The organism is Coleofasciculus sp. E1-EBD-02, assembly GCF_040218245.1.
Classification (GTDB): Bacteria; Cyanobacteriota; Cyanobacteriia; order Cyanobacteriales; family Coleofasciculaceae; genus Coleofasciculus.
The window spans coordinates 1-15438 of sequence record NZ_JAVJQN010000213.1 but is presented as its reverse complement, the minus strand read 5'-3'; the positions used below and the strand labels follow the sequence as shown (position 1 = coordinate 15438).

At 45.0% G+C, this 15438-nt stretch carries 10 protein-coding genes; 4 read left to right on the top strand and 6 right to left on the bottom strand.

Annotated features, from left to right (window positions below; genetic code table 11):
* The first annotated feature begins 117 nt into the window (after positions 1-117).
* Positions 118-426 carry a PEP-CTERM sorting domain-containing protein gene (locus RIC07_RS33145; protein WP_446398236.1) on the top strand — a complete coding sequence of 103 codons (309 nt, stop codon included), beginning with the start codon at positions 118-120 and terminating at the stop codon, positions 424-426.
* On the opposite strand, the gene RIC07_RS33140 is transcribed toward RIC07_RS33145, so the two are convergent.
* Together RIC07_RS33140 and RIC07_RS33135 are read right to left on the bottom strand one after the other, a co-directional pair.
* Positions 423-1118: a Uma2 family endonuclease gene (locus tag RIC07_RS33140; RefSeq protein ID WP_446398235.1), complete on the bottom strand. Its 696-nt coding sequence runs from the start codon at positions 1116-1118 to the stop codon at positions 423-425. The two genes, RIC07_RS33145 and RIC07_RS33140, sit on opposite strands and share 4 nt — an antisense overlap.
* A gap of 103 nt (positions 1119-1221) precedes the next feature.
* Positions 1222-2121 (bottom strand): Uma2 family endonuclease, encoded by a 900-nt coding sequence (locus RIC07_RS33135; protein WP_446398234.1) that lies wholly within the window; start codon positions 2119-2121, stop codon positions 1222-1224.
* A gap of 139 nt (positions 2122-2260) precedes the next feature.
* On the opposite strand from RIC07_RS33135, the gene RIC07_RS33130 reads away from it, so the two are divergent.
* The gene (locus RIC07_RS33130; RefSeq protein ID WP_446398233.1) at positions 2261-3034 is read left to right on the top strand and encodes a DsbA family protein; all 774 of its coding nucleotides are present in this window, start codon (positions 2261-2263) and stop codon (positions 3032-3034) included.
* Between the two features lie 746 nt (positions 3035-3780).
* A complete protein-coding gene (locus RIC07_RS33125; protein ID WP_446398232.1) occupies positions 3781-4191 on the top strand; it encodes an endonuclease domain-containing protein in 411 nt (136 codons plus the stop codon).
* 88 nt (positions 4192-4279) lie between these two features.
* Here RIC07_RS33125 and RIC07_RS33120 read toward each other — a convergent pair whose 3' ends face one another.
* Together RIC07_RS33120 and RIC07_RS33115 are read right to left on the bottom strand one after the other, a co-directional pair.
* A complete protein-coding gene (locus RIC07_RS33120) occupies positions 4280-5236 on the bottom strand; it encodes a hypothetical protein (protein ID WP_446398231.1) in 957 nt (318 codons plus the stop codon).
* A gap of 482 nt (positions 5237-5718) precedes the next feature.
* Positions 5719-11931, bottom strand: coding sequence for a CHAT domain-containing protein (locus RIC07_RS33115; RefSeq protein WP_446398237.1), 6213 nt, complete (start codon positions 11929-11931; stop codon positions 5719-5721).
* Between the two features lie 476 nt (positions 11932-12407).
* On the opposite strand from RIC07_RS33115, the gene glmU reads away from it, so the two are divergent.
* Complete coding sequence (gene glmU, locus RIC07_RS33110; RefSeq protein ID WP_446398230.1) at positions 12408-13766, top strand: bifunctional UDP-N-acetylglucosamine diphosphorylase/glucosamine-1-phosphate N-acetyltransferase GlmU; 1359 nt, start codon at positions 12408-12410, stop codon at positions 13764-13766.
* A gap of 222 nt (positions 13767-13988) precedes the next feature.
* Here glmU and RIC07_RS33105 read toward each other — a convergent pair whose 3' ends face one another.
* Together RIC07_RS33105 and RIC07_RS33100 are read right to left on the bottom strand one after the other, a co-directional pair.
* Positions 13989-14912 (bottom strand): Rpn family recombination-promoting nuclease/putative transposase, encoded by a 924-nt coding sequence (locus RIC07_RS33105; protein ID WP_446398229.1) that lies wholly within the window; start codon positions 14910-14912, stop codon positions 13989-13991.
* Positions 14913-14974: 62 nt separating this feature from the next.
* On the bottom strand, positions 14975-15438 hold a 464-nt coding region (locus tag RIC07_RS33100; protein ID WP_446398228.1), incomplete at its 5' end, for a DUF4351 domain-containing protein.

The window sequence follows — 15438 nt, the reverse complement described above, 5'->3', positions numbered from 1 at the left end:
TGCCGCGAGACATGAATGGCGCTTTGGGCTTTATGCTCAAAGCTTTGCGGGATACCGCCTTCACCATCAATTCAGATGGTGTTGCTATCGCTGCATTGTCCGGGAATTTCCCGTATTGTGTCGCGTAAATGTATCAGTCCTGTTCAACCTGTCTTCGCACCCAACGGTGATCTGTATGTCAGTAGTAATCCCACCCAAAAAATTGGTGAACCTGTTCCAGGAAAAGTATTACGCTACGACGGTCAAACCGGGAGTTTGATTGATGATGAGTTTATCCCATCGCTAGCTGGGGGCTTAGACGGAGCGGGTTGGATAGCCTTCGCAGATGAAGAAACTGCCCAGACGCCTGAACCTGGTGTGTTGCTGGGACTACTCATGCTGGGGATCAGCGGAGTTGCGTACCGTCGCCACCGTCAAACTGATTAGGATAGAGTGTTGGGATCAATGCCCAACTCTTGTAATTTCGCCATTAACACCTGATTACGTTGCCGTTCTTCCTCTAGCTGATTTGCGATCGCATCAGCCCGTTGGCGTTCTTGTTCGGCTTGTTCTGAACTCCACAATAACAGGTTTCCCGACTCATCCCACCAGCGTAACCAGGGGATGGTTAAGCCTAATCGAGTACCATACCAAATGCCTAAAAATAGCTCCAATTCAGGAATCCAGTAGCGTCCTTCTTCTGTGGGTTGTTGCACTACATAGTGATCATCTTGTAATTGGCGGACTTCTAGGACTACGGCTAGGGACTCAAAGATCACATAGGTAGGAACTTTGAGAATTTTCTCATAGAAAAATAACTTCCCATAAGGGAAACTGGGTCGTATGGAGTATTCTCCCGCTTCAGTGTCTGACAAAAACTCCATCACAACCCCAACTGGATTGCCTTCCAAATTCGGTGTATAGCGGCGGCGAATTTCTCCTTCTGGAACGGGTAATACCTGGGGTACATACAGCCAGTCGGGTGCCTTGACCACGATGTTCCCATTAACTGCCCCCACAAGTCCGAAATTAGAGGCGATTAACATTTGCGAATTCAGGCGATTGGCAGCACCTAAAGCGTCTGTTAGGGCGGCGGCGAGGAACGGTTCTTGAAGATTTCCCACAGACTCATCAGACATAGGATATGGTTCAGTTTGACTACAGCTTTCTTTCATCCTACCGACTCAGGGCGATCGCCGATTCAGTGAGTTTGCTCACGAACTGATATCCTAAATCGCTAGGTTAGGACAACGTGTTGGGATCAATACCCAACTCTTGCAATTTAGCCATCAACGCCTGATTTCGTTGCCGTTCTTGCTCTAGGTTATTTGTCACAGCGTCAGCGCGTTGGCGTTCTTGTTCGGCGCGTTGGCGTTCTTGTTCAGCGCGTTGGTGTTCTTGTTCAGCGCGTTGGTGTTCTTGTTCAGCCCGTTGGCGTTCTTGTTCAGCCCGTTGACGTTCTTGTTCAGCCCGTTGGCGTTCTTGTTCAGCTTGTTCCGCACTCCACAATAACAGGTTTCCCGACTCATCCCACCAGCGTAACCAATTGCTGGTTAAGCCTAATCGAGTACCATACCAGATGCCTAAAAATAGTTCTAATTCAGGAATCCAGTAGCGTCCTTCCGCTGTGGGTTGTTGCAATATATATTGATTATTTTGCAAGCGGTGAACTTCTAGGATTGGCGCTAGGGGATTAAAAATCACATAGGTAGGAACTTGGAGAATTTGCTCGTAGAAGTAGAACTTACCATAGGGAAATGTTGGTCGTACTGAGTATTCTCCTGTTTCAGTTTCTGATAAAAACTCCATGACGACGCTAACTGGACTCCCTTCCAGATTGGGGGTATAGCTGCGGCGAATTACGCCTTCTGCAACCGGGAATACCTGGGGTACATACAGCCAGTCTGGTGCTTTGACGACTATTTTCTGCTCCACTGTCGCGACAAGACCAAAATTGGAGGCGATTAACAGTTGCGAATTCAGGCGATTGGCTGCATCTAAAGCGTCTGTCAGGGCGGCGGCGAGGGGCGGTTGTAGAATGTTTTCCACGGGATCATCGGGCAAAATGAAATCGTCGGGAAGTTTTTCCCAGGTGACAAGGGGTTCTTGGTGTTTGGCGGAGGTTGGAGTTTGCAGAACCATCTGAGATTGTTTAACCTTGGCGGTTGCTATATCTTCTAGCGCTAAAGCGCCGACTACGAACGAACAAATGGTGCGATCGCAATAGTTCCGATAAATTAAATCTTACCGCTTGCCTGCCCGTTACAATGAACCATGAACCATGAACCATGACCATTCAACCATGTACCCATTTCGGCTTTGTGCGATCGCGTTGCTTCTTTGTATTACCTTATTCGGCACTTCTCTACCCGTTCAAGCCGCTAGCCAAGTGAGTCCCAAATTAGAAGAACAAGTGTTGCAAGTGATTCGCGAACACCCAGAAGTGATTCTGGAATCCGTTCAGGCGTATCAGCAACGTGTCCAACAGCAACTCCAACAAGCCCAGCAAGCGTTTGTTCAGGAACTTAAAACCAATCCTCAAGCCGTTATTGGAGAGTCACCGACGACAGGGGCGTCTCAGTCCAAGATTGTCATGGTAGAGTTTTCTGATTTTCAATGTCCCTATTGTGGCAGGGCGCATAAAACGGTGCAACGGTTTATGGCAAAGCATCAAGATCAGGTGACGTTGACGTATAAACATTACCCTTTAGCCTCAATTCATCCCCAAGCTATCTCAGCCGCCAAAGCAGCATGGGCGGCGTTTCAACAGGGGACGTTTTGGGAGTATCATGATGTGCTGTTTACTCAGCAAGAAAAACTGGGGGAGTCGTTTTATATTGAAACAGCCAAGAAGTTAAATTTAGATGTAGACCAATTTAATCGCGATCGCAATAGCCAAGCAGCAGAAACGGCGATTAGTCAGGATATTCAGCTAGCGGAGAGTTTGGGAATTACTGGAACTCCCTTTTTTGTTATGAATGGGGAGGTGTTTACGGGGGCGATAGAATTAGAGGAAATGGAGAAACGTTTCACTCGTGTCAAACAGTCGTTATAAGTAGTCCCGCGCCTCAATTCCCAACGGCTGATCCTTACCTTAAGGTCATGATCAAAGTCAAAGGCATCCAGGATACTATCGCTTAACCCCTCTAATTCAAAATTCGCGGGAATGGCAATGCGCCGCCAAGCCTTTTCCAGGGATACTTTAAAGACATAAATCCCATCCGTGAACTCGTTATTTGTCAGGACTAAATTATTTTTCCATTCCGGAAAGAAGGGTTGAAAATGGGGTTGTAATTCTCCAAACGTGACATTGACCTTACCCTGAGACTCCCAAGTAAAATCTTTTTTACCACAAAGGGTAAACAAAAACCGCACCATGGCATCACCAAAGGGCAAGGGATGTAAATGAGTAATTCGCCATCCTTGTCCCGCTTCAGGTTGTCCCGATTCCACGGATTAGTTTGGATGGGATGACTCAGACGGGAGTTAATTTCAGGTAGCAATTTAAGGGGAAAGACGTTATTTCTGCCACTGACTTGAGTTCCATTAGGGTGCAGGAATAACTTGAGAGGAGATCCCCCCTAGCCCCCCTTCACAAGGGGGGAACCGGATTTAAACTTCTATTTTATCTCAAAGTCCCCCTTTTTAAGGGGGATTTAGGGGGATCTAAACGGCACGGAGAAGTCCACAAACCGATGGAATACAATTATATATAACTTGAGAGGAGAGCCCCCCTAGGCCCCCTTCACAAGGGGGGAACCGGATTTCAAGTTCTCTGTTGATAGATTTTTTTTCATAAAAATGGCATTACCAACATCAGGAAACCGAAACCTCAACACCACAAACTTTCATCTTCCCTATGATTCGCGCCTAGTGGATAGAGCGAAATCTATGCGTCAAAATCCCACCCCAGCCGAGAAAAAACTCTGGCGAGGCTACCTGAGAACTTTCAAATTCCGAATACTGCGACAAAGACCTATTGATCACTTCATTGTTGACTTTTACTGTGCGGCTTTGAAATTAGTGATTGAAATAGATGGGGAGTCTCATTCTACAGATCAAGGAAAGGTATACGATGTTGAAAGAACCCGTATATTAGAAGGTTATGGTTTGCGGGTTGTTCGGTTTAGGAATGATGAGGTACTTAATCATTTTGAATCGGTTTGTCAACGGATTAATGAGATAGCTAGTACGTTAGGGTCTGCTGAATAAGTCTGGTGGTGGGGGTAGGGGGCAGGGGAAGCAGGAGAAGCTGGGAGAGATTTCCCAATCAACGCATAACAAATGACAAATGACGCACTTAATGGGTAACCTCTTGTAGTTGGTTTCCGGGATTAAGTTCTAATTTTTTTTCATCCGTTTCGGTAGAAATAAACGGTTCTGTAGAAAAAGGTTCAGACGATTCTTCTTGCTCCTCTGAATCCCTCCTCGCCAGTTGAACGGTTCTCTCAACTTCTTCCTTAAAATGCTGCTTTTGCGAATATTCAGCCATCTTAATTTGAGCCGTATCGTAGGCGGATGTACCTGGCGAAATTTGGGACAGATAGTTCAACGCGCTCTTAAAATCTCGTTGGGCGGCTTGGTTATAGGCTTGTTGTAAAAGATATTCCGCTTTAATGCGTTGTTTTTCTTCATATTCGGCTAATTTCGGTTGAACTTTAGCCGCCGTTGTTGTCTCTGAGGGAATTTGGTTGAGCAAGTTCAACGCGCCAGTAAAATCCTTTTTTTGAGCTTTGGCATAAGCTTGATTCAGTAGTTGTTTAGCTTCGGCTTCTAACTCAGGTTTGGCTTGTTCCACCAAGGATTCAACTTTACGCCGCCAAAAGCGGACACCCTCCATCTTACGAGCTTCTTCCAACACATCCCGCCATCGTTTTTCCTTCAACGCTTGTTCAGCGGCTTGGTATTGAGCAGCGGCTGTGTGCCATTCCCGTCGCCACCGTTTGAGGCTAGTCTTAGAATCCTGATACAAAGCACTCTCTTGGGGAATCGATTTAGCCAGTGCGATCGCCTTTTGAAAGTTTCCCGCATCATATTCTGCCCTCGCCCGTTCCAATCGGTCAAGATCCGGGTTCGATGGAACAGCATTCAACAGAGAATAAAGCCCAAATGAGATCACCACAGTATTACAGGCGGCGATGCTCACTCCCATACCCTTTAAAACAGGGGGTAGCTGGAAAAACCAACGGAAATCGAATAGCGTCGCTTCGGCTTGAGGTTCTAATGCGACTCCATCCGATGACTTTTTGTAACTCACTATAGACTGCTGCTCCATAAAACCTATCTAAAACACTTATCTGGCGTGGCATTTCGGTGTTTACTTCCTGCTGCTTCGGGGACTTTTTGATAGCTTACCCTTGCTCAAGTCACCCTCATTTTCCATATTTCTATAGATAAACAATTTTTCCGGAATCCCATCAGGTAAAGTTTCAGGAGACAGTAGGGGTGCAGCTAACTTTTCACGGGCTATTATGGCTGAGACAGGGTGTAGGGGGTAGGGTGTAGGGTGTAGGGTGTAGAGGGTAGAGAACATTTGGAAACTTGTCCTTCAAATACAGCCAATTCCTCTGCGCCCCTCTGCGCTACCCTCTGCGCCCCTCTGCGTTGAAAAATTATAATTCCGAGTGCGTAGTGCTACATTACACTCAGTCGGGGCGGGTTTAGTTACATCTGGGTTAGCCAAGAAACGATAGTAGTGAAACCCGCCCCTACAAACCAGGTTCCCTCAAAAATATTCCTCTACCAAGGACTACCAATCATTGTAAATGCCGCCCAGTAATAAGGATGAGAAAAATCTTGATTACCTCTGCCTTTTAGTTCCGGGGGTAAAGGAATTCCCCCCATACCAATACCGTGTAATTGACCATTCTCCAGACGCACCTGTCCCCGTAGCATAGCAATTTGGGCGCGTTGCAATGCTTCTGCTTTAATCGTCACGTCAGGTTGACTCAATTGCCGATAAAACTCGCTCATCAGCGCCAATGTGCTGCCATCACTGACATACCAAAGACTAGCTAAGGCAGATTTCACTCCCGCATTCACCGCTAATCCAGCAAACCCTAACTCCGCATTCGCATCGCCAATAGCGGTGCGACAAGCACTCAAGACTAATAACTCAACTTGAGGCGGCTGATGCCAACCGATTTGTCTTAGTTGATTTAATCGGAGTTTCCCATCCCAAAGTTGAATGTAGGAGTGAATGGGTTCATTAGGTCTAAAATCGGCGTGAGTGGCGAGGTGGATAATGCCAAATTGCTGACGCTTTTGTTTCAGGTTATTTAGAGTAAATTCTTCATTTAAAAATGATTTACCCGACCATAATTGTTGCGTGATTATCTGCAATTCTTTCGGTACAGCCGGAAGCGGGGATAAATCGGTAAATTCAGATGCTCCCATACCTAAAACTTGAACATTTTTGATGGAGTTATAGCGCTTATTGGTGAGACTGATGCTGGGTAGAGAACCCAGGGAATACTTTTCCACCAGAAACTGATTACCGTCATGCAGCGCCGCCATGGGTATTGTCCGCAAACCGGAGTCCATACAAAAGATTAGTGTATCAATTCCCATGGCTTCTAACTCAGATTCTAGAGGGGCAATTATCCAATTATAAAGTTGTTGCGCGGGGGTAAGGTAAGCTTTGGCTTTATTGATATCCGTAACTGTTTGGCGAAATTGGTTTAATGTCTGCTGTAAGGCTTGGGCATTGGCTTCTGGGACAATCTTGTGAATGGGATAGCCTTGCGGCAAGACTAATATAAGTTCTAGGTAATCAGGACGTGAACGGACATAGACAACACTGGAATTATTTCCCGTTTGATCCGCTATGGTTACTAGGGTGTCTCGCAGGCTTTCGGCGGTGACGATTTCACGGGTCAAATCTTGTTGAAAGTATGTCTCAAATTGCTCTTCAAAGAGTTTATCAATTTGACCAACGGCTAAGAAATTATTAACATCGATAGCTGATGTTCCGGGTGTATAAAATCGCCGTACCTGACTCGTTTCTCCTGTTTCCGGATTTTCCTGTATTTGTACTTCTGTGGTTAAACCCTGTCCAATTAGATTGTTTAACGACTCTGGGTTTAAATTAGTATCGAGCGTGGGTTTGGGTTCTCGCATGAGTACTTCATCGGCACGGGAAGGAATAGGAGATGATATAATTTGTATCCGTTCTTGATCTTGGGTATGAGTGCGGAAATAAACTTGATTGGGGGCAATGGTTTGGTCTGGCGTAGCATTACCTCGTGTGATTGCACCGCGAGTCCCGTTGGTTTCATAATTACCCACAATAAATGGAACAATACCGTTTCCCCCATGACGGATAATAATCGTGCCACCCTCGGTTTCTCCAGCCGCAGAAATACTGGCATTGATGTCATTTTGGTCGATGAAAGCGTCAGTCGCTTGGAAAAAACGATTGGTGGTAATTTCCACGTTTCCGCCGATACCATCTGAACTCTGAGTATTAATCTGGCTAACGCGAATTGTCTCATCAGCAGTCAGGGTAATCGTGCCACTATTACCCGCAGCCGAGGTATCCAGAATACCTGTGGATATTTGTCCGTTTTGGCTGAATAAACGAATCCCGCCAGGGGCAGTAATAGTATCGGTTGTGATGGTATTTTCGGCTGTAATATCTATCCCTTCCTGATTGGTGGTGGTAATCTCTCCTTCTACCCGCAAATTTTGCAACGGTTGCAAATGACCAACCCGATCATTAAACTGAACAATACCACCATCGATATCCAGGTTTAGCTGGTAAGTTCCGTCAACTGTGCGATTAAAAATAATCGTATTGGCACTCACTGAGAAATCGCCCGGTAAATTCAGGGAACGATTGAATGTAATCTGGTTTCCTGCATTCAGGGTAATGGGTGTTGGCATTCCAAATGCAGAACTCGCGTCGAAATTCCCAATGGTGATACTATTAGCGGCATTGAGTGCGATCGCGCCTCCGTTTCCTGTACTTGATCGGGTGTAAATTGTCCCCGCATCAGTATTGATATTTCCTGAAAGACTCGTCAGCGTCACCGCTGCGCCTGGATTGTTAATCGTACCTGTGATAATATCTTGGTTCGCTAGTAGCGTAATGTCACCGTTTCCGGTTAGAGTAAATCCAGTGGTATTGATCGAACCATCACCCATGGGCGATCGCAATGTCACCGAGTCATTAAACGTCACATCATCAGCCAGGGTAATCGCGCCACTGCTGTTATTACGCCCGATGGTTATAGACTCGAAACCCTGTTGTAAGGCGTTGATATCCCGGACTGACAGGTCTAGTGTTTCTGTGTTAGTATCGGTTGCACCGTTAAGCGCGATCGCGTGACTGGGATTAAACGGTTGTAAAGTCAAAGTCCCATTCCCCGATACATTCCCGAAAAAATTAATTTCGTTACCCGTTAATTCAATATCGCCAACAAGAGTAACATCATCACGGTATGTTTGACCCAACTCTCCGTTCGTTATCACATTACCACGAGTTTGAGTCATACCCTCGGCATCGGTAGTCAGACTCTGAACGGTTACAGAACCCTTAAATTGGGTGATACCTGTACTATTGATGTTTAAGTTTCCCAGATTAACCGTATTCCCGATGCTATCCTCAAACGTAATATTACCCGTACCTGAATTTAGGGTCAGGTTTTGAGTATTAGCCGTGACACCATTGAGGGTATTGGTGAATATCATATCACCGCCAACCGTCATCCCTGTGGTGGTGAAGGTTGTATCCGGTTGAGTCAGAGTAACAGTACCATTCAAGCTGATATTACCACCACGTCCAGCACCCGCAGAGGTATTAATAGAACCTGGATTAATCGTATTAGCCGTGAGAGTAATATTCCCTCCATCCCCGGTTGTGGCGCTAGTATTGAGGATTCCGCGATGAGTATCGATAATCCCGTTATTGCTGGTGAGGGTAATCTCCCCACCTGGATTAATAATATCGCCCGTTATAATATCTTGATTCGCGTCTAGGTGAATCGTGGCGTCATCGATTCCGGTTAAGGTATAACCTGTAGTCGTAATCGAACCTGAGTTGGTTTGCGATCGCAAAATTACTGGATCATTAAAGGTAACATTATTAGCTAGGGTAATTGCGCCACTACTATTCGCGCCACCAATAATAATTTGTGAAAATCCGTTTTGGAAACTAGCCAGTGTATCGGTATCCAGGTTTAATGTACCAACGCTGGTATCGCCAATCGTAATTCCTAAACTGGGGGTTAACGATTGTACCTGTAATTGTCCCGTACCCACCACGTTAAACGTATTATCAACATCCAACGTATCCGTCGTTAGCGTCAAGTTCCCCGTTTGCGTTTCTTGTCCCAACTCTCCATTTTCAGTTAACTGAATCCCATAGGAATCCATTCCTGTACCCCTAACACCAATTACATCGACTGTTCCGCTATTGGTTCGCACCTGGGAGGATTTCCATATCCGCACCCCTTGATTATCTCCTTGATTATCACTTGTATCCATCCCGCCAGTACCATTTAATATGATATTTCCCGTTCCAATAGCTTCCACAATGGAACCTTCAGCAATTTCCACGCCATCACTTTGAGTTGTTGAACCTTGTCCAACTCCCGTCAGATTGATATCGCCATCGGCTGAACGAATTCTGATATTACCAACACCCAAAACAATACCATCATTGGCTTGAGTTCCGGCGCTACTTCCCGTACCATTAAAGGTTATATTGCCACTCCCTGTGGTTTCAATAATGGGACCCATACCACCGGAAAAGTTATCGACCCGAATGCCACTATTTTCATCTCCTGACCCTTGTCCGATTCCGGTTAAACTAATAGTGCCATCCACTGAACTGATTTTAGTATCTGCTTCTAAAAGAAAAATTCCCCGATTGTCATTTCCCCCCATCCCACCTGTTCCCCTCAGCGTGATATTGCCCGTGGTGCTTTGAATTATTGCCCCGGTTGTGACTAAAATACCAAGGGCAGAATCTGTACCATCGACGCCTTTACCTGTAATTGAAATATTGCCCATCCCGGAATTAAGGACAGCATTGTTCAGAATAACGCCAGGAGTAGTTACTAATAGCATTTGATCACTTGTGCCTACCGCTGGATTCGTTAACGGATTACTACCACCTCCCAAAATAATATCACCACCATTGGAATTGATAGCTGAACCCGGGTTAAGGAGAATCGCCCCTGCGCCACTCCCATCTCGGTCAGCATTAAGAGTAACATCTAACTTCCCTATAGTATCGGCTGTTATCTCTACATCTGAATTTAAAAGAATACTATTATTCGCTTGTAGCGTCAGGGCAGTATCAGCCGTCCCCGAATACCTGATATCCGCATTCACATTAATATCATTATCGGCAAACAGTGTCAGAGACGAGTCACTTCCCGAATACCTGATATTCGCATTCAGATTAATATCGTTATCAGCAACAAGTGTCAGGGACGAGTCACTACTCCAGGTAATCGGATTATCTACAGTAATCGTTCCCGCATCTGGCAAACCCGAAGCGGTAGAAACGGTGACATTACTTAAAGCCAATTGATTCTCTAGAGTCGTCGTATTAAGAATAGAGGGAGTCGTTATCGTGTCGGAAAATATGCCCCCAGCAAACGTCATACTTCCGCTATCCGCTGCGGTACTAATCGTAATATCTGTTGGGTCTAATAATAGCGTTCCTACATTACCCGCAGGCGCTAACAAATCAACAACACCTTGAAAATCCAAACCCTGCTTTCCCGAAACTTCAACAAACCCACCATCGCCGCCATCCAATCCACCACGGGCGCTGATGCTACCCAAAAAGCGGGTGATCTCATCTGACCAAAGAATCACGTTTCCACCATTCCCATCAATCAGCGCATCCGCATTAATTACTGAATTGTGACTCACAAACGTCTGTAAAGCATTGGGAATTGTACCGCTTCCCTGATACTCTCCGCCAATCCGTACTGTACCCCCACCATTCGCACCAGAAGCATTAATCGTCGCGTCAATAAGTCCCACGTTATCACCTAAAATATTAACCTCACCACCAATCTGGGGTGAAGCTGAAAAGTCTGGCGTCGATACATCCAAATTACCGGAAACAATAGCTGTTCCGGCTTCAGTCGGTAGGGTTATCCCCGATTCAGTTAACTGCACCTCGTTCCTTGGAGAAACAGTTAATCCAGTTTCTACAGTATCTCCTGTCCCCGTTAACAATACTGGCAAATCCAGAGGATTTAGCTGTAGCGGTTCATCGGGATTACTTGGACGGGGAGAAATCTCCAAACTCAATAAGTTTCCCGGTTGACTAATCCGGACTAAATTTTGACCGGGTACAGCCGCAATAGTAATCGTTCCTCCTGGTGCAGTGAGTTGTCCTGTGTTAATCACAGTACCCCCCAGTAACGTTAAATTCTGCCCCTCGGCTGCCGCTAAATTACCAGCATTCACAATACTCCCAGGCTGGGAAATGTCAAAGGCAAATTGATTGGGAACGCCCACTAAACTTTGGTAGTTATTGTTACCCAAAGCATTAAACCAATTATTATTGCCAAACCCAATACTCGTAGCCGTGGTTGCAGTAAAGTCAGCCGGAACATTTAACCGGGCGTCTGAACCAAATACAATTCCGGCTGGGTTGAGTAAAAATAAGTTAGCATTGCTTCCAGTAACTTGAATAAGACCATTAATCATCGACGGATCACCGCCAATCACCCGCCCTAAAATATTGCGAGTCTGGGGATTTGCCAGAAAATTGGCAATTTGACCAGAATCGAGTCCAAACTCCTGGAAACTATGAAATAGATTTGCCCCATCTGCGGAAACGCTACCTCCTTGGATATCCAAGCGGTTACCATCAGGTGTAACCTGTGTCCCTGTTCCATCAGTCGCTGGTGTAATCGGTTGAGAGACTAGCGGCGTCGGTGTGAACGCGGCGACTAAGCAGAAGGGGATAAGCAGTCGATACATGGTTTTCATGGTGATCCTTCCCTATCCAGTTGTTAAATCCCTACCATCTCAACCAGTTGCTTGACGGGAATTCAAGGTATCTTTCTTATAACACAATGAATAGAATAAGAATTGAGGATTAATCAGTTTTTTTGAGGTTTATAAAAAATAGCAACATATCTTAATCTATTTTGGGTGTTACAGTTGATGCTTTTTATTCTATGACTTAATTTTGTTGTTTTAATCAATATACTGTTACAAATAGTGAAGAGTTGAGAAAAATTTAGAGTCTAAATTGTCAGTTTAGCCCTAGCCGTTAGTGGTGTGTAATATCACTAGGGCATCGGTCAAGAACCAGGGTTTCTTTGGGTGAAACGCCAATATCAGAGTTGTCATGCTCACGAGAAACCCCGTTTGGAGGGAATACTTGAGCCGACTATGGTATTATCAGTGAGCGAAACTCTATAACTCGGTAGCAGATCACCCCTATCTCAATCATGGTTGCAGTCGCGATTTTAGCAGCAGGACGCGGGACACGAATGAAATCCAAGTTGCCCAAGGTATGCCACAATTTGGGTTCCTTGTCAATGGTGGAACGAGTTCTCAAGAGTTGTCTTGGTGTCGATCCGTTGCGGTGTCTGGTGATTGTCGGTTATCAAGCAGAACTTGTGAAACATTCTCTCGCCGAGTTCCCAGATATCGAATTTGTGGAACAAACGGAACAATTGGGAACCGGTCATGCAGTACAACAACTCCTCCCCCACTTAGAAGGATTTACGGGGGATTTATTGGTTCTGAATGGCGATGTTCCCTTGTTGCGCCCCCAAACCCTGCAACAATTATTAGACACTCATAAAACCCATCAAAATGCCGCGACTATCTTAACCGCGCAACTTCCCAATCCGCAAGGATATGGGCGAGTTTTTTGTGATGGACAAAACCTCGTCACTCAGATTGTAGAAGATCGAGACTGCACCACCGCCCAAAAGCAGAACCGTCGAATTAATGCGGGAGTCTATTGTTTCAATTGGCAGAAATTGGCAGAAATACTGCCGAATCTACAGTCAAATAATGACCAAAAAGAATATTATTTAACCGATACGATTCATCAGCTAAAACCAGTGATGGCGGTTGATGTGGAGGATTACCAGGAAATTTTAGGCATCAACAACCGCAACCAGTTAGCCGAAGCTTATGAGATTTTACAAGATCGGATCAAGGAAGCCTGGATGATGGCGGGGGTGACGTTAATTAATCCCGATAGTATTACCATTGATGACACGGTGGAATTACAACCGGATGTCATTATTGAACCCCAAACCCACCTGCGGGGGAAAACCGTAATTGGTTCTGGGAGTCGGATTGGACCGGGAAGTCTGATTGAAAATAGTCAGTTAGGGAAAAATGTCACGGCGCTGTTTTCGGTGGTGAGTGATTCGGTGGTGCAAGAGAATAGCCGAATCGGACCCTATACTCATCTTAGAGGGCATGTCAGCGTCGGGGAATCTTGTCGGGTGGGAAATTTTGTGGAACTGAAAAACGCCCAAATTGGCGATCGCACAAATATCGCCCACCTGTCTTATCTGGGGGATGCGACGTTAGGGGATCAGGTGAATATCGGCGCAGGAACGATTACCGCCAACTATGATGGGGTACAAAAGCATCGCACTCAAATCGGCGATCGCACGAAGACAGGTTCCAATAGTGTGCTTGTGGCACCCATAACCTTGGGCGAAGATGTCACAGTAGCGGCGGGTTCAGTCGTAACTGAAACGACACCTGATGATTGTCTGGTGATTGCGCGATCGCGTCAAGTCGTCAAACCCGGTTGGCGTCTCAATTTTCCCACCCCGTAGGGGCTTGGTTCCCTTTTTTATTGGTGGGTTACGGCGGATATCTAATTTTCCGGTAACTTTTTCAATTGAATCACCGCCTAACCCACCCTACGGGTATGACTGTGCTATCTGTAATACTATTATTTGCTCATCAATCTCTAACGCCATGGTTTCCTGGCGTAATTCCTGCTAAAAATAGCCAACAAAGTTTTAAACCGTTGGCAAATGTTATAATCACGCTAATCACTCATTTTCCTGTAACCAACTTGATAACTCTTCTAAATTGTTGAAATCAAAAACATCATTTCCGAGACGTTCCAACTGGTCAAATGATAAGTTTTGAATCCGCTGACTGATTTTTGGCGGAATTGATCCAAATTGTCGCTCTAGGAAACGGAATATCCATCGGATATTCTCTTCTTGACGACCTTGTTCTACTCCTTCTTGTAATGCCTCCTGCTTTGCCTTAACAATCGATCCCCGTTGGTCTTCCAGGAACATTTCTTGCTTCCGCAATTTTTCCACTTCCTCTACACTAAAATTCGCTTGATTGGCGATATTCATCGCTTTATCTAGTTCCGGAAATTGGCTAAATGTGGGGGGAATCACCTCCAAACTAGGAGCCTCTTTAATAAAATAAATCCATTTATCTGTTAAACTCTCTAGTTGATCCAGCGTTTTCGTGAATTTGGGTAATTCTACAAAAATCAACTCGATTTCTGGATCAGGATAATCAAACAATTCCTGGTTTTCCTTTAAGCTAAACTGAGTCAGATACCGTTGTGTCTGATCAAACATGAGAAAGTCGGTAATTGTTAAGGCAATGACCGGTTTCAGGTACGAATATCCTTCGCCATATTTTAGCTGATTTCCATAAGTTTTGGTCAGATTATAAATAACCCGCTTCTCGAAGAAGGCTAGGTTGAGGACTTGCATTTCAATTAGCACGGTTGAGCCATTATCCAGTAAGGCTTTGACATCCAGATAGCTGTCTTTGAGATCCACCACCTCTCTAGGATTATAGGGGTCAATGATTTCTAAATCCTGAATCACAGGATTGGCTTCATAAATTAAGGCATTTAAAAAGCTAATCAGGATATCTTTGCTGTCTGTTGAGCCAAATATCTTTTTGAATGCAAAATCAGTCTTTGGACTAATAAATTTCATTTTAATCTCTCCTCAATTATTTCACTATAAAATCGGCAACATTACGCACAAGCGCCCCAAAATCACTCATTTTCCTGTAACCAACTTGATAACTCTTCTAAATTGTTGAAATCAAAAACATCATTTCCGAGACGTTCCAACTGGTCAACCGATAAGTTTTGAATCCACTGACTGATTTCTGGCGGAATTGACCCCAACTGTCGCTCTAGAAAACGGAATATCCATCGGATTCCTTGCTCTAATCCTTCTTGCAGTCCCTCCTGCTTTGCCTTAACAATCGATCCTCGTTGGTCTTCCAGGAACATTTCTTGCTTCCGCAATTTTTCCACTTCCTCTACACTAAAATTCGCTTGATTGGCGATATTCATCGCTTTATCTAGTTCCGGAAATTGGCTAAATGTTGGGGGAATTACCTCCAAACTGGGAGCCTCTTTAATAAAATAAATCCATTTATCTGTTAAACTCTCTAGTTGATCCAGCGTTTTCGTGAATTTGGGTAATTCTACAAAAATTAACTCGATTTCTG